Annotated in this window: 20 protein-coding genes; 7 read left to right on the forward strand and 13 right to left on the reverse strand. The window is 54.1% G+C overall.

Annotation, left to right across the window (positions count from 1 at the left end):
- Positions 1-190: 190 nt before the first annotated feature.
- Both HDF10_RS20240 and HDF10_RS20245 read right to left on the reverse strand, forming a co-directional pair.
- Positions 191-385 carry a hypothetical protein gene (locus HDF10_RS20240; protein WP_183816748.1) on the reverse strand — a complete coding sequence of 65 codons (195 nt, stop codon included), beginning with the start codon at positions 383-385 and terminating at the stop codon, positions 191-193.
- 478 nt (positions 386-863) lie between these two features.
- Entirely contained in the window at positions 864-1,472 is a 609-nt protein-coding gene (locus tag HDF10_RS20245) for a response regulator (protein WP_260178043.1), read from the reverse strand.
- A 180-nt stretch (positions 1,473-1,652) separates the two neighbouring features.
- On the opposite strand from HDF10_RS20245, the gene HDF10_RS20250 reads away from it, so the two are divergent.
- The 3 genes from HDF10_RS20250 to HDF10_RS20260 all read left to right on the forward strand — a co-directional run bounded on the left by HDF10_RS20250 (position 1,653) and on the right by HDF10_RS20260 (position 4,524).
- Positions 1,653-2,441 (forward strand): alpha/beta fold hydrolase, encoded by a 789-nt coding sequence (locus tag HDF10_RS20250; RefSeq protein WP_183816752.1) that lies wholly within the window; start codon positions 1,653-1,655, stop codon positions 2,439-2,441.
- A 17-nt stretch (positions 2,442-2,458) separates the two neighbouring features.
- Positions 2,459-3,931 (forward strand): PAS domain S-box protein, encoded by a 1,473-nt coding sequence (locus HDF10_RS20255; RefSeq protein ID WP_311732838.1) that lies wholly within the window; start codon positions 2,459-2,461, stop codon positions 3,929-3,931.
- 428 nt (positions 3,932-4,359) lie between these two features.
- Positions 4,360-4,524 carry a hypothetical protein gene (locus tag HDF10_RS20260; protein ID WP_183816756.1) on the forward strand — a complete coding sequence of 55 codons (165 nt, stop codon included), beginning with the start codon at positions 4,360-4,362 and terminating at the stop codon, positions 4,522-4,524.
- Between the two features lie 176 nt (positions 4,525-4,700).
- Here HDF10_RS20260 and HDF10_RS20265 read toward each other — a convergent pair whose 3' ends face one another.
- From HDF10_RS20265 to HDF10_RS21530, 9 genes are all read right to left on the reverse strand, one after another.
- The gene (locus tag HDF10_RS20265; RefSeq protein WP_183816758.1) at positions 4,701-5,351 is read right to left on the reverse strand and encodes a hypothetical protein; all 651 of its coding nucleotides are present in this window, start codon (positions 5,349-5,351) and stop codon (positions 4,701-4,703) included.
- Between the two features lie 97 nt (positions 5,352-5,448).
- Positions 5,449-6,249, reverse strand: a complete 801-nt coding sequence (locus tag HDF10_RS20270) for a hypothetical protein (RefSeq protein ID WP_183816760.1) — start codon at positions 6,247-6,249, stop codon at positions 5,449-5,451.
- A gap of 295 nt (positions 6,250-6,544) precedes the next feature.
- Positions 6,545-6,733: a hypothetical protein gene (locus HDF10_RS20275; protein ID WP_183816762.1), complete on the reverse strand. Its 189-nt coding sequence runs from the start codon at positions 6,731-6,733 to the stop codon at positions 6,545-6,547.
- 480 nt (positions 6,734-7,213) lie between these two features.
- Positions 7,214-7,534, reverse strand: a complete 321-nt coding sequence (locus HDF10_RS20280) for an antibiotic biosynthesis monooxygenase family protein (RefSeq protein ID WP_183816764.1) — start codon at positions 7,532-7,534, stop codon at positions 7,214-7,216.
- A gap of 398 nt (positions 7,535-7,932) precedes the next feature.
- Positions 7,933-8,304: a winged helix-turn-helix transcriptional regulator gene (locus HDF10_RS20285; protein WP_221271929.1), complete on the reverse strand. Its 372-nt coding sequence runs from the start codon at positions 8,302-8,304 to the stop codon at positions 7,933-7,935.
- A 206-nt stretch (positions 8,305-8,510) separates the two neighbouring features.
- On the reverse strand, positions 8,511-8,732 hold the full coding sequence (locus HDF10_RS20290) for a helix-turn-helix domain-containing protein (RefSeq protein WP_183816766.1): 222 nt from the start codon (positions 8,730-8,732) through the stop codon (positions 8,511-8,513).
- 170 nt (positions 8,733-8,902) lie between these two features.
- Positions 8,903-9,514 carry a hypothetical protein gene (locus tag HDF10_RS20295; RefSeq protein WP_183816768.1) on the reverse strand — a complete coding sequence of 204 codons (612 nt, stop codon included), beginning with the start codon at positions 9,512-9,514 and terminating at the stop codon, positions 8,903-8,905.
- 1,050 nt (positions 9,515-10,564) lie between these two features.
- Positions 10,565-11,272 (reverse strand): TetR/AcrR family transcriptional regulator, encoded by a 708-nt coding sequence (locus tag HDF10_RS20300; RefSeq protein WP_183816770.1) that lies wholly within the window; start codon positions 11,270-11,272, stop codon positions 10,565-10,567.
- Entirely contained in the window at positions 11,205-12,164 is a 960-nt protein-coding gene (locus HDF10_RS21530) for a helix-turn-helix transcriptional regulator (RefSeq protein WP_406706865.1), read from the reverse strand. Before HDF10_RS21530 ends, HDF10_RS20300 begins: the two co-directional genes overlap by 68 nt.
- A 149-nt stretch (positions 12,165-12,313) precedes the next feature.
- On the opposite strand from HDF10_RS21530, the gene HDF10_RS20310 reads away from it, so the two are divergent.
- Positions 12,314-14,359, forward strand: coding sequence for a M13 family metallopeptidase (locus HDF10_RS20310; protein WP_183816773.1), 2,046 nt, complete (start codon positions 12,314-12,316; stop codon positions 14,357-14,359).
- Positions 14,360-14,387: 28 nt separating this feature from the next.
- Here HDF10_RS20310 and HDF10_RS20315 read toward each other — a convergent pair whose 3' ends face one another.
- Both HDF10_RS20315 and HDF10_RS20320 read right to left on the reverse strand, forming a co-directional pair.
- A complete protein-coding gene (locus HDF10_RS20315) occupies positions 14,388-16,457 on the reverse strand; it encodes a tetratricopeptide repeat protein (RefSeq protein WP_183816774.1) in 2,070 nt (689 codons plus the stop codon).
- Entirely contained in the window at positions 16,442-17,743 is a 1,302-nt protein-coding gene (locus HDF10_RS20320) for a protein kinase domain-containing protein (protein ID WP_183816776.1), read from the reverse strand. Before HDF10_RS20320 ends, HDF10_RS20315 begins: the two co-directional genes overlap by 16 nt.
- A 487-nt stretch (positions 17,744-18,230) precedes the next feature.
- On the opposite strand from HDF10_RS20320, the gene HDF10_RS20325 reads away from it, so the two are divergent.
- From HDF10_RS20325 to HDF10_RS20335, 3 genes are all read left to right on the forward strand, one after another.
- Positions 18,231-18,971 (forward strand): SDR family NAD(P)-dependent oxidoreductase, encoded by a 741-nt coding sequence (locus HDF10_RS20325; protein ID WP_183816778.1) that lies wholly within the window; start codon positions 18,231-18,233, stop codon positions 18,969-18,971.
- Between the two features lie 110 nt (positions 18,972-19,081).
- On the forward strand, positions 19,082-19,960 hold the full coding sequence (locus HDF10_RS20330) for an NmrA family NAD(P)-binding protein (protein ID WP_183816780.1): 879 nt from the start codon (positions 19,082-19,084) through the stop codon (positions 19,958-19,960).
- 259 nt (positions 19,961-20,219) lie between these two features.
- On the forward strand, positions 20,220-21,305 hold the full coding sequence (locus tag HDF10_RS20335) for an NAD(P)-dependent alcohol dehydrogenase (protein ID WP_183816782.1): 1,086 nt from the start codon (positions 20,220-20,222) through the stop codon (positions 21,303-21,305).
- The last annotated feature ends 55 nt before the right edge of the window (positions 21,306-21,360 follow it).

Here is a 21,360-nt window from a genome sequence, read left to right on the forward strand (position 1 = left end):
CTCAAATCTTACTTGGGGCGGGGCACGCGCGATGGACCGACAGACGTCTATGCTCTAGTCTTTTTCGAATATCAGATTTAGGAGATGTTGGGTCCCGAGCCATTCGTAGTTTGAGTTCCTGCGCGAAAATAATCCGAAGTTTCGTTTACCAGACCGAGAGAGCTAATTTGTGCCGGATGTGAATAGATGCTTATTCGTCATCATCTTTGACAGAAGTAACCTTCGCGATCTCGCGATCTGCCTTATCCTGCGCCTTCTCTGCCTTCTTGGTCTTACCATCGTCCAGCGCGTGTCTTTGCAGCTTGTCTGCCTTTGCTTGTGCTTTGTGAGCCTTCTGCTCTTGTTTCAATTCCTTCTTCTTTTCGTCTTTCTTCAATGTCGGCATATAGTCACCCTCTGGAACTCTAAGACGCATTTTTTGCCTGCGTCGGTGGTCGAGGAATATTAAGAGACGGTGGATGAAGCCACCGGCGCGTACTAGTTCGCGCGCAAGCAGAAATCGGTTCCGGGCACGGAAGTCGTCTGCCTGAGATCGGCCGCTCGTCTCCTTTCATGACCTCGCTGCTACCCAGTCTGCGGTGCAAAATATGGTGAGGATTGTCTTATCAATTCGGGCGGGTTATCAAAGGTACACGTTGCGAGAGTTAAGGCTGCAATGGCAGTTAATCGTGCATTAAAAGCGATAGCTCGTCAGTCAGGTTCTCCGTCTACTTGACGTGAGGGGGTATTTACCCCGGTTATTCGTGGGATGCATTTTGCTTCTTGTTGAAAATAGCGAGGTAGGTTGTTTTCGCTGCGCGACAGAGATCGGCGTCGGCACCGCGATTTTATCAACATGCCTTGTCGACTACTGCTGGTGCGGATCACCCCGCGGGCGAGACCAGATTCTCCGGCACCTTAAAAGCCTTATGTTCGCCAATGATCTCAAAGCGGACGGTACTGGAACAGAAATCGCATTCTGTCTCGTTCACGCCTTTCGTAACACTTGTAACGGGGAAGGTGCGCAAGCACTCAGAGCAGGTGACTGCAATGGTTCCTCTATCGTTCTTCACCCATACAGCGGCGTGGCTCGGCTTGCCAATTTTGGGACGGGTGGGGAGTTCGTGCAGCAAATCAATAATCTTCTGGAATAACTCTTTGGCGTTGTAGCCACCTTTTGGAAAAAATGCGTCGGCAAGGACGCTCTGGGGCACGGATAAACCGGAGAACTCCCCCGAAATAACAATTACACGAATGGTAGGAAATCGCCGACGTACAACCGAGAGAAACTCAAACCCATTCATATTAGGCATCTGTAAGTCGGAGATAATGATGTCCGGCAGGGATTGTTTGAGCGCCGCAAGTCCCTCAAATCCATCCTCCGCTCCACGCACCTCGTACCCCTGTGCTACAAGCAGCATCGTCCCTAGCTCACGCAAGCTGGGCTCGTCCTCAACAATCAGTATTCTGTATGGGAATGGACTAGCCGACAAAGAACGCTCCGTTCTGCCTACTTATTTAGCGATTATAGTGCGCAGGTAGTTTGGGTCGCAGCTCGAGCTGATCCTGTAATGAAGACAATGACGAGTCGGTTGCTTTTGCTGGAAGATTTGCATCATACGTCGTAAAGCAAGCTGCTTTCTAGACGCACATTCCATTCAGGATTGAAAGCAATGACCGCGGTGGCCAGAAACAACGTGAAAATCCACGGAGACGGCACTCGAACTCTCATGTTTGCCCACGGATATGGCTGCGATCAGAGTATGTGGCGAGCAATGATCCCAGCCTTCGAAAAAGACTTCAGACTGATCCTTTTCGACTATGTGGGAGCCGGCGATTCCGACTTTTCCGCATTCGATAGGACGCACTACAGTTCATTGCGAGGCTATGCCGAAGACGTGCTAGAAATCATTGAGGAGCTGAAAGTCGGCGGTATAACTTTTGTCGGCCATTCGGTTAGTTCGATGATCGGTGCACTCGCTGCGATTGAAAAGCCAAGCTATTTTGAGAATCTGATCATGATTGGCCCGTCGCCTTCTTATATTAATGACGGCGACTATAAGGGCGGCTTCGACCGCTCTGACATAGAAGGGCTTTTGGACCTGCTCGACAGCAATCACTTGGGCTGGTCGGCGACAATGGCTCCCCTGATCATGGGCACCGATCAGTCTCCGGAACTCATTGGAGAACTGGAAGCCAGTTTTTGCCGCACAGACCCGCGTTTCGCTCAACACTTCGCCCGCGTGACTTTTCTCTCAGACAATCGGGCGGACTTACCTAAAGTGACCACGAAGACCTTGATCTTGCAGTGCGAAAAAGACATGATCGCCCCAATCCACGTGGGAGAATACGTAAATAGGTGCCTTCCGAACAGCCAATTCGAGATGCTGCAGGCGACGGGTCATTGCCCTCACATGAGCGCGCCCCAGGAAGTGATCGACCAGATTCGCCGGTTTCTTTAGCGCAACGCAAACCCATTGTGGAGGCTGATTTCTTTGAAGAAGCTCCATGCGGATATGTCGTGCTTGCTCTGGACGGCACTTTGCTGCAGGCAAACCGAGCCTTCCACGTGCTGACCGGCCAAACTGAACCTTTATTCCAAAAACGACGTTTTCAGGATCTCCTCTCTCGCGCTGGGGGAATGTTTTACGAAACTCAGTTCACACAGGTCATTCTCCTGCGGGATCGTCTCACCGAAGTTGCCTTTGACCTCATCGGCGCCGACGGCGTAATCGTTCCGGTCCTCGTCAATGCGGTACTCCGACGGGATAATTCCGGAAAGCCACACGACATTTTCATGGCCGTATTCAACGCGTCACGTCGACGTGCTTACGAACAAGATCTGCTCCAGGCTCGCAAGATCGCTGAACAGATGGTTGAGGTCATCCGACACTCTTCGGATGCGATCATCACTCTTACGACCGGTGGGGACATCCAAACGTGGAACAAGGGCGCGGAACAAATCTTTGGGTACGCTCCAAACGAGGTAAAGGGTAAGTCTCTGCTGACACTTCTGTTTGTCAGAGAGCAGGAGGGCCATATAAGAGAAGCCATCGCCCTGCTGGGTCGCGGTCGCAGCATTAGCAGGGAGTTCGTTGGTGTGAACAAAACTGGGAAGAGGATGGAGTTGTCGGTGAACTTGACTCCCCACATGGAGGCGCCGGGTATTCTGGTCGCGTTCTCGGCCATCCTGCGGGACGTGACGACACAACGAGATGCGGAGAAAGCGCTCATTCGAAGTGAAAAATTGGCGTCCGTAGGCAGACTTGCGAGTTCCATCGCTCACGAGATCAACAACCCCTTGGAAGCAGTGACAAACCTCCTGTACATCCTCCAATCACAGGTAGTCTCGGAAGAAGCGAAGGGTTTGGTAACGACAGCTCAGGAGGAGCTCGCGCGAGTTTCACATATTGCGAATCACACGCTTCGCTTTCATCGCCAGAGTACGAAGGCGACAGACGTGGACTTGGGAGAGCTGTTCAACTCAATCTTGGGGCTCTACCGAGGACGATTCAATAATTCCGGGATCAACGTTGACGTAAGGACGTTAGGCGCGTCTCCTCTTCGCTGCTACGACGGCGAAATGCGACAAATACTGATGAATCTGATAAGCAACGCATTTGATGCTACGCGAAGCGGAGGCCGTCTGATCTTGGCATGCAGAGACATCACCCTTCGTGACGGGCTGCGGGGTGCGCGAATTACGATTGCGGATTCCGGAACGGGTATAGACGCTGCGGTTTTAGAGCACATCTTCGAAGCCTTTTACACTACCAAGGGAATCGGCGGTACTGGCCTAGGACTTTGGATTATTCAAGAGTTGATCGAGAAAGCCGGAGGGTCCGTGCGGGTGCGCAGCTCCACCAAACCAGGCAGAAGCGGTACCGTGTTTGTCCTCACATTTCCACATCTTCGCGAAGAGTTTACCCCTATGGTTTTGAATCGTGCCTAGCGCTAACTCACTTTGATTAGCGTCTTAGCTCAATTGACGATGCTCGCGCGAATGGCAACCGTCGACTTGCGGATCGATTGGCAGCCAATGGATCCAGATTTGAATCTTCATCGGGACCTGCCGATTAGAGCGCTACCGGCCCGGTGGCGCCTCCAAGCTTGATCTCTCGCCCAACGGCCAAAAGCCTCGTTGACTCGTGGGCTCTCGTCGCAAAGGGATGCCTTTCGTGTTGAAGATCAGTGTTAGCCACACCCGGGTTGTCTTTCACGTTGATCGCGGTCTCTTGCTCTGAACCCGAAATAGTCTGCGATTTAAGTGCCCGCGACATCGGCACAGAAGAACTGCCGACCGCATCAAAGAGAGGAGTGGTGCGCAAATGGCGCTGGTCGATCACGGCACTCTATGCGACCAATAGAACGAGGTGTGACATGGGAGAGATAGACAAGATCAATGAACTACCAGAGCCGGACGAGCTCCCCGCGAAGGAAGACTCCGCCGAGTACGAAGCAGGGTTCCAGGCCGGCAAAGCGGGTGAACCGAGCGACGGAAAAACGGTGGATTGGCATCGCGGGTGGGCCGACGCACAGGAATAGGCATTCTCTGACTTGCAGAGACGGCCTACACGCCTCCGTGTGATGACGAGCGCGCAGTCCGGCTAGAGACGGCCAACGACAGCGCACGAAACTTGGAACAAGGTTGGCACGGCCATAGTGTTTAAACCTCCTAACGCTGTTGAGAAGCCGAGTGTTGCAGCGAAAGTCGCTCGAGACTAAAGAATGTTAACAGCTCGAGCCGCGAGCAGAGCGACGGTGGTGAATGAGATGAGAGATTGAACCATCATGAGTCCTTTGGCCCATTTCGACAATACTGGGCAGTCGGTGGGCGAGAAAGCGGTACTCGTATTGAAGGCGATGAAGAGATAGTCTACAAATCCGGGACGCCAATATCGCTCGCCCATCTCCTCTCTCGTCTCTGCATTGAGAGTCATCTGCGGAAACAAGAACGCGCCATCGGTATGGCTTTCGCGCAGATCCCTCACATTAGGGCCACCTGCATCCAAGCGCCAATACCACGACGCAAAGACAAGAATATTTGTGACCCATAATGCCGCCGCCGAACGTAATAGGACTTGAGGTGGTACGTTGTGGGACGGCAAGGCTCCGATCAGCAGGCCCAGCGACCAGACCATATCTGCAGTCACTACGACATTTAAGGCATAACCAAACACCTCATTGAGCTTTAGATTTCCGCCCCGTCTCGCAAGGACAGTTGGGATTACCAGAATGCCAACGACTATAAGAAGAAGCCAATCTGGACCAAAAGAGAGGAAACCGGGTATAGCCAGACGCAGTCCCCCCACGGCAAATAGGGCTACGAGTGCCGGCCACCGAGGTTCAATACGGTTTGTCGATGTTGCCATTCCACTATTGATGCATCAATCAACGGAAATGGAGAGGACGTCAAGAAAGAGTGCCGATTAAAATAATGCCAAAATCTGCACAGAGCTACTTTACAGGCTAATGCTTGACTGACGCATCATGTTGAAGGCGTCTGCCGAATACCAGCCCGATTGTCGTACCGATCGATGCCGAGCGATCGCTTACGCCAAAGCGCACTCCGCCGTCTATGCCAAAGGCATCACTAAATTGGTGGTATAAGCCACCAAACAGGTAAGTCCCTGGCGGAGTGTTGGATTGGGATGTGTTCTGGCCGAAAACTTCGGCGTAGAGGCGCGTCTCCTTTTGAAGGTGGTAACTAAGAGCGAATGATTGTTGTCCGCCGTACCGACATCCGGTGGCCGTTTGACAGTCAGACTGTACGATCGAGCCATTCACGATGACATCTAAATTACCGTTCTTCCCATAGTGGTGATTGAGCAGCAGAATTGCTTGCTGACCATAGCCCTGAAGTGCACCTGCTGAGGCAGTCGGAAGTTCAGCCTCATACTGAAATGCAACTCCCGGCGCGAACCGATGGTACTGTTCCTTTTTCGCCTCGACCTTCCCGCCGATTTGAATAGTACCGATGCCATCGGTGGTAACTCCATCGTCTTGCTGATGATTGAACGCAGACCAATCGAAATCAAATCTGAGTCGAGCTAAAGGAGTGTAAGTAAACAGTGTGTCCAACGTCTGCTGATTGCCGGGTGGATTTCGAGGATAGGCATCATAGCCCGCCTCTACTTGAAGGACCCCCCTGCTTTGAATGGCGGCACTGTTGGCGATCGTGGGTCTCGTGGGGTTGAGGTTCATATCCTGTGCCGCTGCGCTGACCGCTAGCAGCGAAAGCGCGCACAATTGCCAGACAATTTGAGTCATTCGCAGCGATTACGGACTTCTAGATTTTGGAGTAACTCGTTCAATGGTGAATGCGCTCCGAAACGCTACCGGCGCCTCACTAAAAAGACTATTAGCAGGACGATCAGGATGAGCCCCAAACTTCCGGGCCAAACGAACCAGCCACCGCCGCTTGAATACCCTGCCACCAAGCATCCAGATAATCCTACAGTTGCAAAACATGCGGCAAGGAGGCTCAACAGTTTCGCGATCCGGCTGTAGTTAGAGAGTCTTCTTTGAGAATTTCTCAAGTTTGTTCCTCCAATATCAGTCAAGACTAAACAACGTTCTTGACTTCCGAAACCAGCGACCCGACCGGGTTGGTGACGGTCTTTCTTGCTATCGAGAACATGGATTCGCCACGCCGGTACATTAGATAGGCCGCTACAAAGCCGGAAATCACAGTGGCGTATAAAACTATTTTGCTCAACGTACTGTGAGCTTCGATCTGTTTTTCTGCCGCCATAAGCCCTCCTCTAAACTGCCCTTCGCCTTTATGATGCAAAAAGACCGGTCGAAGTAGGGTTCGGCGGCTGTATCTGCAGGCAGCGGAACTATTGACGGTGAAGTGGCTGTGGGCTACTTCTGAAGCGTGGAATCGAAACGAAGATGGACCTCCTTACCCGTCGGTGCTTTGTAGGGTGAAAATTACCACCGCATGCTGTGGCTTTTCTTAGTCGGGTCCAGTTTAGAAGCAGACGGAAACTCAGGCCGCAGCATAGGAAGTACTATGACCGAAACTCCTTAGCATCCGCACGGCGTTGAAATTCATTGGACGCACATAGGCAAGTTGTGGGAGGGAAAACGGTCAGGCCATCAATGAGAGATATTGATGCACGAAAGCGACGGCCATGCTACGAAACACCGCCGTTAGAGACATTGAAGCCACCGGATCAGGGATAGACGTTAGGCGGGACGATACGCTCGTCCCGCCCATTGCAGTCCTCTAGACGTTGTCGAGTGTGTAGACCGCTTCATAGAGCCCTGGATGAGCTTCACCCAACTGATGGCCCTTTTCGATCACCCCCTTTTCGAGAAGCTCTTTGAAGATTCTCTCCTGCGCTTCCAGGCTTTCGGCTTGAGCGTAGTTCACTACAGACTTGCCGTCGATGCTCTTGTGGATACTGATGGATTTCCAGCCGGGAATCTGCCGTGCAACAGACGCTGCGCTGATCAAATGATCGACAAGAGCCTGCTGATTCTCTGGTTTCACAGTGAACACGTTGATTTGGGTAATGATGCCGCTGTTCGCTTCGATCGTAGGCATAGCTTATTCTCCTTTGATTTTGTTCTTGGGAGAGCTGCTAACGATCGGTTCATCGAAAAGGAACCCGCCCAAGTTCGGAGTGCAGACGCACTCCTACTTGTCGCGGGTTCACACACGTTATGTGTGCAAACAGAGCCTTCCTGGCGGAAGGTGGCCGGGCTTACCTTACCGACCTGCCCTTTCTCGACTCCGTTCATCTTGCCACGTTGGCTGTGTTGTATGCAATCCAATCGAATTTGCTCGAAGCGCTGCTTACCGCGCGAACAGCACCGATACGTGAGAAGCTGAATTGGATCGAACATAGAGTTTTGTAATCGTCTCGTTTCCCCTTCCTGCACCTTTCCCCTTTCCCACGGCGCGTTTCCTGCTAGCGCCTGATCGCTTCGGAGAAACGTACTTTAGTCGCCCTGTTCTTCTTGTGTTGTTCTAGAGCTTGTATGCGCACTTGAAGTGAGATGCTCCTGCGACCAACTGCTTAATGAACGAAGGACAGACACAATAGCGTCGGCGGATTCTCCCTGCAATTCATATTCGATCCGCTTAAGGTTTTTGTTGGACCGATCAGTACGAATCACCAAGCCCGACTGTTCGAGTTTGTCGAGCCGTTCGAAAAGGATTTTTTTGGACACCGGTCCCAATCTTCTGCGAAGCTCGCCAACCCGGATCGGTCCATTTATCAATTCCGCGATGATCGAAAGAGTCCACTTGCCGCAGAGGAGTTGGAGGGCACGCTCTGCGTCTGAGAATATATGCTCTGAAGGTTCAGTCACTAGGGCCCCTTGATCTTGTTTCTTACATCGACGTGCTTTTTGCACTAACTATTTGTTGCGCTTGTACGATCTTTTTGCACTGCTTTACGGAAGCCAATGAAGCATACGGAAGTTGCAGTTCATTAGAGGTGGTCGGCGAGGTAGTGGTAGCGAACGCACCCCAGCGGAAGAAAGACCCAGCAACCTGTGGAAAGGGGGAGTCACCTTTAGGGGAGACCTCTGAAGAGGTCCCGCGAGGGCAGCGATAACGCTTTGGCCAGCTTAATGATGTTCTCCAACGCCAAGTTACGCTCACCGCGCTCGACGCTTCCAACATAGTTGCGATGGAGATCAGCGCGTTCTGCCAATTCCTCTTGGGAATAACCCTTCGCTTCGCGATATTCTCGCAAAGTCTTGCCGAAGCGAATCGTGATGGCACTTTTGGCCATACCTCGATACTTCGGTAATGACCACTATGGGTCTACACACTATGAGTGTGAAATGGGCGAGATGAAGTCCAATTGCCACTGGAGTTTGAGGTGCATTATGTGATGTGCGCAAGCATAAGCATCAAGCAACTTAGTCAGCATTGATACGCGATCGCCCGTCGGTTTTTGTTTTACCGTGCTGCTTGCTGAGCTATTGCACGGGCGACAAAGCAAAGATCTTTGAATACCCTGGCCTCAAACGGACTGGTGGGCCCAGCCACCCGCATGACTTCATCGACCTGCCCACGAACCCGACGATAGGTGCGAAGCATCTGCGGCACCCCAGGCTGAGGCCCGCGGCGCACAAATGCGTTGCACAGCTCGCGCATGATCCCCTCAACCGTGGCGTCGGGGATGTTTGCGTCGGTACCGTCAAGGTCGCTAAGCGACTTCTGCAGACGGCGGTTTCGTGATTCGAAGACGAACCAGGTGTGGCGAGCAGGATTGAGCTGCTGCCACGTGATGGTCATGCCAAGCTCGCACGGCATGTTGAATCGGGGAGTCGGGGGAGGGTTGCGGTCGATCTCGATGCGCGAGAGGTCGTGAATCGAATAGCGGCAACTCTGGATGAGAGCCAGAATCCGGTTCAGGCGACGTTCGCCCCCAGGAATTCCAAGCGTTGCACGCGGTTCAAGGCCAAGTTCCGTCAATCCGACTATGTACGCTAAATAGAGACGACTAAAGCGTGCGTCGTACGGGATATTGAGAAAGACGGCGTTCTTCTGGACAGGAGGAACCGGCATTGCGTTTTCAGACCTCGGCTATTTCTTCTTGGTTCTGAAAACCGTGCCCCTCTCCTTAGAAGCGTCTGAGGAATCTCGGCGGCGTTCGACGAAATGACCCGACTTCGAATCGCGACGCACGAGACGGAGGAGGGAGTCCTGGCGGCTCTTGCTGAGGCCGAGACTCTTCCCGAACTCTTCGAGAGTCGGAACCGGGGTCGAGATGGTAACGGAGCGTGCCATGTGTCTATTGTATGAGATGTCCGGCGGAGCCTTCCAGAACTTTCGGGAAAGGGCTGTTTTTCGTTTGTTGGATCCATGTCCTCTGTCGTCCTGGTGCAGAAGACGCAGGCCTTGCAGTTTGGGTTATTCGAGACCGTTTCAGGTCAAACCTCGCGCTAAATATCTATATTTGACTGCGATGCTCTATGAGAGCAAGGAGTTCGATCCGCCGATAAGCCTCGGGCAGAGGTTTAAGCGGCAGAGGTCTCGAATTCGATTCGGGTCAATGGCGATTTGGCCATTTCGGGCGCTGCAAAGAGTTTGATGTACGGACATCTCCCCACTGCATACATACCTGCGGTGCTCCACTCACCACAAGCGCGTTTTACAGGCCTAATGTCCAGAGGTTCGCTCACCTTGGCTCCATAAGTGCATTGGTCTGTTATCGCCAACTGAGACGAATTTTCCTGCGAGTTCACACCGGGGTCTACTATGAGACACCTCTTGAAGTCGAATACGGAGATCAAATGAAGAACAGACCCATCGCAAAGATATTGCTTGCTGCGCTCGCAGTTCCTTGTCACGTGGGTTTTAGGTACCGGATTAGCGGTTCGTTTCAAGAACTTCTTTGCCGCCTCGGACGGGTGTACCTCTAGTCCGACGCAGAAAGATATAAGGAATGATTCGCATCCCACCGAACCACGACCTGTTTGGAAAGCGAAAATAGCTCACAGCTGACATCATCGATCCCGGCACAAATCGTCTCTATCGAAGCGAAGCCAATCGCCGACGGGAAGTGGGCCTCGGTAATTTCAATTTTCCTTGGCATGCGGAACATCATAAAGCCCACTAAGCAGCTTGTCGCAGAAGCTTCAAGAATCTTTGAATACTGTGGTTGATTGCGGCATCCTTCGGGCGCAAGTTTTCTTCAATGCAAAGCCCTGAGAAAAAGGTCAATATGGTGTCTGCAGTTTCGGCACTATCTGACCGCTTTGACTCTGCCTCTATGTTTCGGATGAGGAGCTCCCGGAGGACCGCGTTATGTTGAGCGATGATCTCCTGTCCCTCTGGCGGCAGCAATGCGACATCGCGCATGGAGTTTACCGAAAAACATCCTCTTTTGCCCGTGTAACAAGTTTGCCCGATCTCGAGGAAGTGCTGAACGTTTGTCCATCCAAGTGGCTGAACGGAGAGAATGCCGGCTCCTCCGCGCGTTTGCAGATAGTGTTTCAAACTCGCCATGAACAAATCTTCTTTGTTCTGGAACTCAGAATATAGGCCTGACTTGTTGACTCCGGTTACGGCTTCGAGATCTTGTACTGTAGTCTCGGAGAATCCCTTCTCCCAGAACAGAGGAATTGCCTTCTCTAAAACCTCCACGCGGCTGAACTGTTTTATGCGACCCATATTGATTGGATGGAAGACACTTCTCAGCGATGCAAATCCGGCTGCACCTTCACAGGTGTTTGTCGGCTTTGCCCATCTGATGCTATTCGACCAGTCGACGCGTTTTGGGTCTTCCAAGACTCGGTCGATGCCTGCCAGGCCGAACGGCATTTATCCCTTCCGAAGATTTTACAGAGGGTTCGCTGGATGAGTCGTAGATCTGACTTGTTTTGCCAGCCCGCACTGGTTGCAAGCTCCTACGGTACTCGAGCGGGGTGAGGCTGGTGTGGCGCTTGAAAACTCTGGAAAAATGCGCCTGGTCGCTGAAACCGTGTGCAAGGGAGACCTCGGCGATGGTCCTGTTCGAAGTCCTCAACTCGGTCTTTGCCCGTTCGATGCGGACGCGCCTTGCATATTCTCCTGGAGAAGATCCGAAGTGACGGCGGAACTCTCGCGAGAGATGCGCGGGGTGAACCCCGGTTAGTTGCGCGATCTCGTCGAGAGAAGGCGGGGTCGCTACGAAGTCTTGAAGAATCTCCTTTGCCCGAAGAAGCCAGATAGGTGCACGCCTGCGACGGGGCGATCCGACTCGCTCAGCGCGTGCGATGGTGCTCATAAGTAAACCCTCGAGCACCAGCGCAGAAAAGGGATCCGGATGCATGAGTTCGGAGCGCAGATGCGTTCGCAATACCTGGGAGTGCGCGGGCGGCACCGTGAGTGCCTGTTCCGACGATGGGCCAAGCTCTCGAATGTGCTGGAGGAACGGGTCGCTGAATTCCGCAGAAAGAAATGTAGTGGATTCCGGGAAAGCGTCCTTCTGTAGCCAACGCGGTGGGAGGAAGAGGCCGGTTGCAGGCGCGAGCTGAACGAGCTGGCCATCCATCTGCTTAACGCAGAGCCCGTCCTCTACGAACATTACTGAGGCGTGCGCATTTCCGTGCAGATCCAAGTTTGTACCCATGGCATATCGTATGCGGCTAACAGTAAGCCGGGCGGAACTCCAACTTTGGAGCGTCGCACCATAATGTTGCCCGGGGGGCAGAATCTTCGCCATAGTCGTCATGTCCCAGTGAAATTAGCTGCAAATCGACAAAAACGCAGCGCGCGTTCAATGCACGTAGATATTCGATGATGCACCCTCGATTAAGGCGCATCTGCGGCCTGCCGAACGCTCCGGCGGCATACCGGACGATGTTTTCAGGAGCTATCAACGTGTACGGATTGATTTTCTCGCTTATTTTGCTGGCGCTCGCCGCATCTCCCACAGCGATCGCGCAGTCGACTTTTCCAGCCCCCGGGCAGCCACCGGCCCAAAAGACCAGCGGTTGGGGTTTTGATTTGAAAGCGGAGGACAAGAGCGTTCGTCCGGGCGACAACTTCTTCCTCTACGCCAACGGAAGCTACATCCGAAACATTGAGATTCCGGCCGACCGGACATCGTTCGGCTTGCTCACCAATATGAACGAGTTGAGTGAGGCTACGATGCACCGTCTGCTTGAAGATGAGCTCGCACAGCCGGGTCCGACGCCAGCCGAGCAAAAAGTCGTTGCCTTCTATAAGGCATTCATGGACGAAGAGCGCGTCGAAGCGATCGGGACGGGGCCTCTCAAGGTCGATTTAGATCGAGTACGCGCCATCAAGTCGCTGTCCGACATGAGCCGATTCATGGGATCGTCCGGTAGCGGTTTCGGAAGTTCAATACTCAGGATGGAGGTAATAGCCGACAGCGAGGATACGACACGGTATATCCTCGAACTCTCGCAGAGCGGGCTGGGCTTGCCCGGACGGCAGTACTACCTCAAACCTGAGCTGGCGGCGACCAAACAGAAGTACGAGGCCCATGTGGCCAGGATACTGGAACTCGCGGGATGGCCGGACGCAACGCAGCTTGCGGCCCGGGTTGTGGCCTTCGAGACACAGCTCGCGACTGTGAGCTGGAGCGACGAGGAAGACCGCGATGCTCGCAAGACATACCACCCAGTAAGTCTTAAAGAGCTCGAGAAAGCGGCTCCAGGGGTCGACATCGTTGGCTTTCTTGATGCAGCAAGCTTCGGAGGGGAACGACGATTCGATATCAAAGAGAGCTCCGCGATCCGCGGACTAGCGGAGACCTTCGCCAAGACTCCGCTCGATACGTTAAAGGCCTGGGAGGCGTTTCACGTGACAGCCCAAGCGTCAGACCTACTCCCTCAACGCTTTGTGGAAGCGGAGTTCGAGTTCAGGGGCCGCGTTCTACATGGCCAGCCTACGTTGGAACCGCGTTGGAATCGCGCCATTGAAGCCGAAGATAGGAGACTCGGAGAGGCCGTAGGGCAGATCTACGTAGCTCATTCCTTTCACCCCGAGTCGAAGCGTCAGATGGAAGAACTGGTAGCGAATCTCAAGGCGGCCTTCCATGACCGTTTGGAGCACGCGTCCTGGATGTCCGAGACGACGAGGGCCGAGGCGCTGAAGAAACTCGACACCATGAGCGTGGGAATCGGTTATCCGTCGAGATGGAAGACGTACGATTTCGATGTGAGTTCGACGGACCTGTACGGGGACGTCAAACGGTCCATCGCCTGGAGCCATGCGCAGTCCGTGCTGCGTCTCCATCAGCCAGTAGATCGCGAGGCTTGGGAACTTCTGCCTCAGTCAGGCGGTTCCGAGTATGATCCGTCGATCAATCGCATTACCTTTCCCGCCGCGAACCTTCAGTTTCCATTCTTTGATCAGAATGCCGATCCGGCTATAAATTATGGTGCGATTGGCGTGGTCATTGGACACGAGATCACGCATGGCTTCGACGATCAGGGACGGCAGATCGACAGTGGGGGGTTGCTGCGCGATTGGTGGACAGCGGAGGATGCTAGAAAGTTCAAGGTGCAAGCCGAACGTCTCTCTGAACAATACTCGGCGTTCGAGCCACTGCCCGGCGTCCATGTCAAAGGTGCCTTGACGCTGGGCGAGGACCTCGCGGACACCGGAGGGATGGCCCTCGCGCTGGACGCATACCATCGCTCACTCGGTGGAGCGCCGGCGCCTGTGCTTGACGGCACCACGGGCGATCAGCGTTTCTTTCTTAGCTGCGCTCAGGTATGGGCGGGAAAGACGCGCGAAGAGTCCCTCCGCCGGCAACTGACGAACAATCCACACCCGCCAGGAGAGCAGCGTGTGAACGGAGAGGTGCGGAACCTGGATGCCTGGTACGCGGCATTCGACGTGAAGCCCGGCGATAAGCTGTACATTTCGCCTGAAGACCGCGTTCATATCTGGTGAACGTTCGTTTGCATCCGCGTCGAGGTGTTCATTGAGTCTTTACATGCTTTAAGGCCGGCAAATCATCGCCGGCCTTAAAGCTGGTTTTCTCCACGCCCTTCAACGTGAGATGCCGGCCCCCCTCGTCAGCCGCGCTGCGTGCAGCACTCAAGCTTGCATGCTCCTCCTTAGCCTGACGGTACGCAGTCAGATCGGAATCTGCCGTCTTCCAGAGATCAAGAAATTGCTCGTATGACTTGAGTGCAGCCGCGCGTTGGCCAAGCAGCCTTTGTGACCTGGCAAACTGGAGGATGGACAGCGCTCCAGTCTCACCGGTGCCTGTTAGCTGAGGATTGCGCAGCAGCTTCTGGAACTCAACTGCTGCAAGCTGTCCTTCGTGCAGCTGAAGGTATGCCAGTCCGCGGATATAGTTCGGATAAAGGATCTGAAAGAGCGGAGCGTTCGCATCATCGTATTTTTCTGCGTTATGGAGGATCTCGATCGCCGCTGCAGGATCGTTGGCGTCCAACTTTGCCGCCGCGCGAATTATGGGGAGGCAATACTTCTGGATGAGGGTATCCAAGGGTGCCTTCTGGCCAATGTCATTCGCTATCTTCAACGCTTGAGCTGAATCACCCGCCCGCGCAAATGCTAAAGCCAAAAGCAGTCTGGAGTATTTAGTCTGATCTTGTATAAGAGCCAGGGTGCCGAGTTCTCGTGCCCGTGAAAAGTTGCCGGCTTCGGCTTCACGCAGCGCTCCATCGACACTGTAAAAACCAACATCAAGCGACGAATCTTCCTGGATCGCCATCTCTGTAGCTTGCCCTGATAGGCTTCGGTACTCCCTGTAGCGACCGTAATAACTTTCCATGGATGCTCTGCTGTAAAGCAGCTGTCGATCCGCCCCCGGTTTCCCTGCCGACCACCGCCACTGCTCCTGCAGATCGTGGCCGTTGTTTTGCAGGAAAGCCACCAACGCTCGTTGATCATGCAGGGTTGTATCGTCAAAATGCTGAGCGACGGCTTCGCTGTAAACAGCTTTGGCATCGTCGAGCCGATTCGTAAAGATGTCGGCGGTCATCAGCTTTCCGTGGCTTGATGCGTCAGGGAGGAGACGATTCGTCTCCAGCGCTTCGGCTCGCGACTCGTCAAACCGCCCCAGCAGCGAGAGGCATTCTGCCAGATTATTGTGAGCGGTGTGATTGAGGGGAAAGGTCTGTATGTACCGCGAGAGAACTGCGGTCCTCTCTTCAAGTTGTCCAGTAGCTTCTTGAAAATAGATCTCTTCCGCATGAAATCTGTCGGGCAGCGTTGCACGGGAGCGTAAGTTGTAACCCCGGGTGGCGGCACTCGCCGCCAGGGCTTCTTGGCCGACTGACGCCTGTGCCGCGGCCGTTACGACGTAGGCCACGTCGAACTCCGGGTCTACATCCGTGGCCTGAATATATTTGGAGATAGCGCCCTCATAATCGTTGAACAGGTGGTGCCGGTAGCCTTCCGTAAGAAGTTGAATAGCCTCAGGCGATGCGCTCGTCGCCTGCTCCAGGGGCTGGTTAAATTTGGCGATCGAGGTGTCCGGCTCTCCTAACTTTCTCCTCAATTGGACGGCGGCGACGCCAAGCGTATGAATGATCTGGTTCCGACCAGGGGCATCGTTCTGTACGTGCGCCACGGTCTCTCCGGACTGGCAATCGATTTCATTCAAATCGATCCTGAAATTGTTGCCCGCCTCACTGATGGAAGCCTCGATGACGAGCTTGCTCCTGGTATCGAGGCAGGCTTGCCTGGCAATCGCAGGGGTGATCCTGGTCGGGTCCATCTTCAGGCTTCGCTTCGAGAGCGCCTCGCCGACCTTATTGACGGCGAGAACATTCAAATAGGGAGTCTGCTCCAGACCTGTTAGCAGCGCGATGTAGAGGGCATCGTTCAGAACGGCATCCGTAGTGTTGTTGCTGACAGCCATCACAACGGTGTCGCTCGAATGCAGTTTGAAGACGGGCTTGTGATTCGACGCGAAAAAAAGCGCACCCGCCGCCAGCGCTCCTAGCCCTGACCAGGCGGCGACCCGGAGGTAGGGTGGCCGATCCCTGCGTAGAATTCCTTCTAGGGCGTCCCGCATCTGGCTGCCGACTGATACCGTAGCGCCCGGTCTTTCTGAATGGCCTTTGAAATGACCACCTCCAGACTGCGAGGAAGTTCCGGGTTAAGACTTCGGACTAACGGAGGATCGGTGTTCAGAATGGCGTCATAGATGATCTCTGCGGTCTCTCCAGAGAACGCCCGGATGCCGGTCGAGGCTTCGTAAAGGATTAGACCGAAGGAGAATAGGTCAGCCCTTGCGTCCAATCTCTCTCCGCGCACCTGCTCCGGGGACATGTAACCGGCAGTTCCCATCCTGACCCCGCTTGTTGTCAGGCCAATGTCCGTCTTCGAAGTCTTCGGTTGTGGCGAATTCGGAGGCTCAATTGATGAGGCTGGCTCTCGTCCCCGGTCGGCATCCGGCTCCATCAACTTTGCCAATCCAAAATCGAGGATTTTGACGGGACCGGCTAGCGTGAGGAAGACGTTGGCGGGCTTGATGTCACGATGAATGATGCCCTTTTCGTGCGCGGCCCTGAGTCCATCGCAGATCTGAATGGCTACGGTCAGAAGTTGGCTGACCGGCATTCTCTTATGAGCTATATTCTCGAGCTCATGGTTGAGCGACTTGCCAGACAGCAACTCCATCGCAAGAAAAGGTCTCTCGTCGTGCTCCTCAATTTCGTAGATAGTGCATATGTTTGGATGATTCAGGCTCGAAGCGGTCTGAGCTTCTCTCTCGAATCGACGCAGCGCAACGGGGTCAGTCGCGACTTCGGCTGGTAAGAACTTCAATGCGACGGAACGGCCCAGCTTCAAGTCCTCGGCCCGGTAGACCACCCCCATACCGCCGCCTCCGATCATTGCCAGGACACGATAATGCGATACTTTCAGGCCCGTCATGTCGGCCAGATTTGCCAGCGAAACGGCCCGATGGGCCTGCTCAGAGTCCGTCCCTACTTTCGAGATCAAAAGTTCAGTCTCGACCATAAGCCGATAGCCCCGCCTCGCGAGCGTTTCGATGTATTTGGGGCTTTCGGCCGTATCGCCCAGGGCCTTCCGAAGATTGCGGATGGCAACGTTAATACTGTGGTCGAAGTTTACGATTGTGTCCGCTGGCCAGAGCCTTTTGCGGATGTCTTCCCGGGAGACAATCTTTCCCTTGTGCTCCACGAGCATCTGCAGGATTAGGAAGGGCTGCTCCGGCAGCAGCAACTTCGCCTCGTCCTGATCAGGAGACCCGAGTTCCCCGGTCTGCAGGTTCAGCTCGAAGCGTCCGATTCTGACACGAGTTGAAACAGGTCTCTCCACGAACGACTCTCCCAATCAGTGAGTTCTCTCTGTTGGAAAAGGATACCTGTATGCCCCCTGTTGCTCGATTCTCTTCTTTCGCCTTACATACAAATCATTTAGAAGACTTTGCCAGGTTCTCGTTTGGCCAATGGCGCATGTGAATCCCAGGCGATTCAAGGAAATGATCGCGAAATGATCTCCAATGCATTTATTGCAGATTACAGATTCGACTATTCATGGGGCAGAGGCTATGCCACTTGAGACTAGAGGACTTAGGCCAGCATGGTTGGGCTGTATGCGCCATCTTCCCACACAGTCGCACACCCACTCTCAAAACGGAATTAAATGTGGGAGAAATGAAATATTGAACCGTTTGGTTCTTTTTCGCAATCCAACGTTATGTGAATGTGAGGCGCTCGTTTCAGGCGCACTTGATGGCTGATCTCAGCCCAACATTCATTACCCGATGATTCAGTGTGCTCTGACATCGAGTGGCGAAATAACAATAAAAGGAGATTCCATGTCGAACTTGACGAATAAGGTAGCGCTCATCACGGGAGGCTCCAGAGGCATCGGTGCCGCGATCGCCAAACGCCTTTCTGCGGAAGGCGCGAGCATCGCGATCACTTACGCGAAGGATGCAACATCAGCGAATGAAGTCGTCCGAGCCATCGAGCAAAAAGGCGGCAAAGCGATTGCAATCAAAGCTGACGGTAGCGATGCGTCGGCAGTGAAAGCGGCGGTTGAGAAAACTGTTGAGACGTACGGGCAGTTGGATGTGCTGGTGAACAATGCCGGCACCGCCATTCCGAAGCCGTTTGAAGAGACGCCTCTGGAGGAGATCGATCACGTCCTGAACCTCAACGTGCGCGGCGTCCTGGTCGCGACACAGGAAGCTCTGAAGCACTTGAAGAGCGGCGGCCGAATCATCATGGTGGGGTCTTGCGTTGGCGAGCGCGTCATCGCGCCCGGATTGGTCTCGTACTCGGCCACGAAGGGCGCCGTAAAGATGTTCACGCAGGGCCTGGCCAGGGAGATTGGAGGTCGCGGTATCACGGTGAACAACGTACAGCCGGGGCCGATAGACACGGACTTGAATCCCGCAGCCGGGGACTGGGCGGTTTCGCAAAAGGCAGCGACAGCGCTCGGCAGATATGGAACTGTCGCCGAAGTCGCCGGACTCGTAGCGTTCCTTGCCGGACCTGAGTCGTCCTACATCACCGGCGCCAACCTGACAGTAGATGGCGGTACAAACGCCTAAAAGCTCCCTATGGGTCGGCGGGTATTGTGACGGCGCGTCCCACAAGTGCGCTAGCCAATTCGGCCGGCCCAGTTCACATAACCAGTAACGCAACATGCAAGGAGTTTGCAATGAGTGCCGCCAAAAAGAAAATTCTCGTGACTGGAGCGACCGGACAGGTGGGTAAGGTCCTGCTTCCCTATCTGCTTGCCGACGATTCGGTAGAAGTGGTTGCCGGTGTCCGCAACCTGGAAAAGGCCGCCGATCTCGGTGTTCCAGCCGTCTACCTGGACCTCGACAAGTTCGATTCGATCACGCCCGCACTTCAGGGTATCGATAGACTTTTTCTGATGACCGGATACACCGTGGATATGCTGAAGCAGAGCAAAGATGTCATCGACGTCTCTGCGAAAGTCGGAGTCGAGCAGATCGTGCACCTAGGTGCCTGCGGAGATAACGATACACACATTGGCCACTATGGATGGCACCAGTTCATCGAGCGCTACATCGCTTCCTCTGGCATCCGCTTCCATACCCATCTGCGCCCGGAGATGTTTATGCAAAATCTGCTCGGTTACGGGGGCGAAAGCTTCGTCAAAGAGGGGCTCATTCGCCACTACATCGGCAAAGCACGATGGAGCTGGGTCGACGCCGATGATATTGCAGCCGCGGCCGCAGTTTCTCTGCTTGATCCGGAGAAGCACCATGGACAGACCTACCGTCTGGGCTATGAGGCGAAGAGCTTTAGTGAAATCGCGCAACTCATGACCGAATACTTTGGCAAACCCTATCGTTATGAATCCCTGCCGGCGGAAGAGTTTTACAAGAACGTCCTAGCTACGGGCGGAGAGCCTGCCTACATGAAGTGCGTATATGAATGCTTTCGCGATTTCACCACTGGAGAATTGAAGGGCGATGAGGTGTTTGACAACTTCCCGTCGATCGTCGGAAGACCGCCGACGACAATCGCCCAGTTTATCGAGAAAAACGCCGACGCATTTCGCTACTAAGCACGACACGCTTAGGCATTGAGCTTTCGCGGAACAAGCTAACGTACCGGCAGACCCGAGCTCCAGATAAAGCTGCTGATAGTTTCGATGACGGCGACGCACAATTCCTGACCGGCGAATTGTAGTGGTGTCTCCGCTGGTCCAGTAACTATCCCAAGTCTCGACCTAGATTTACCTGTTGCGCTCATGCGACAGAGATACCCCATACTCAGCACGCGAACGACAGCGCAGCTGACAGGATGAAAAGAGGTTTACTCCGATGTATATAGCCCACGGTTACGCCGCACAATCTGCTACTGGCCGCCTCGAACCATTCACCTTCGAACGGCGCGATCTCCGCGCAAATGACGTGCTTATCGACATTCTCTACAGTGGAGTTTGTCATTCCGATATCCATACCGTTCGGAACGAGTGGGAGGGATCCGTCTATCCGGACGGCACCATCTATCCGGCGTTGCCTGGCCACGAGATCGTCGGACGAGTGAGAGCTATAGGTGATGCGGTTACCAAATTCAACGCAGGCGATCTGGTTGCCGTCGGCACCATGGTCGATAGCTGCGCAGAATGCGCAAACTGCAAGCGGGGACTGGAGCAGTTTTGCCAGCTTGGAGCTACGTGGACCTACAATTCGCCCGATCGTATCTCCGGAGCGAATACTTATGGTGGCTACTCGGACTTGATTGTCGTACGCCAGGAGTTCGTGTTGAAGGTGACGCACGCCAAAGAGGACCTTGCCGCTGTGGCACCTCTCCTTTGCGCGGGCATCACGATGTGGTCGCCGCTCCGTCATTGGGAGGCAGGTCCGGGCAAGAAGGTCGGCATCGTGGGAATTGGTGGCTTGGGTCATATGGGGATCAAGCTCGCGCGTGCCTTGGGCGCCCATGTGGTTGCCTTCACAACTTCAGAGAGCAAGCGGACAGATGCCCTGGCCCTGGGTGCTGACGAGGTCGTCCTGTCGCGCGACGCGAACGAGATGAAGCGTCACGCTGGAAGTCTGGATCTGATCGTCAATGCAGTAGCAGTACAACATGAACTTGACGCGTACTTGGGGCTGTTGAATCTTGACGGCACAATGGCACTCGTTGGGGTTCCAGCTGAGCCGCACCCTTCTCCCTCGGTGACGAACCTGATCTTCGGTCGCCGCAGCCTTGCAGGCTCGCTTGTAGGTGGTATCTCGGAGACACAGGAACTTCTGGACTTCAGTGCCAAGAACCGAATTCTTGCAGATATCGAGACCATACCTATCGCTCGCATCGAGGACGCGTTCGAGCGCATGGGACGGAGCGATATCAAGTACAGGTTTGTGATTGACATGCAATCAGCGAGCAATTCAACCCGTTCCTGACCTTTCACCAATAATGCAGTGGCACTTATGAAAGTCCGCAATACAAGAAATTATC

The sequence above is a fragment of the Tunturiibacter empetritectus genome, assembly GCF_014201375.1.
Classification (GTDB): Bacteria; Acidobacteriota; Terriglobia; order Terriglobales; family Acidobacteriaceae; genus Edaphobacter; species Edaphobacter lichenicola_D.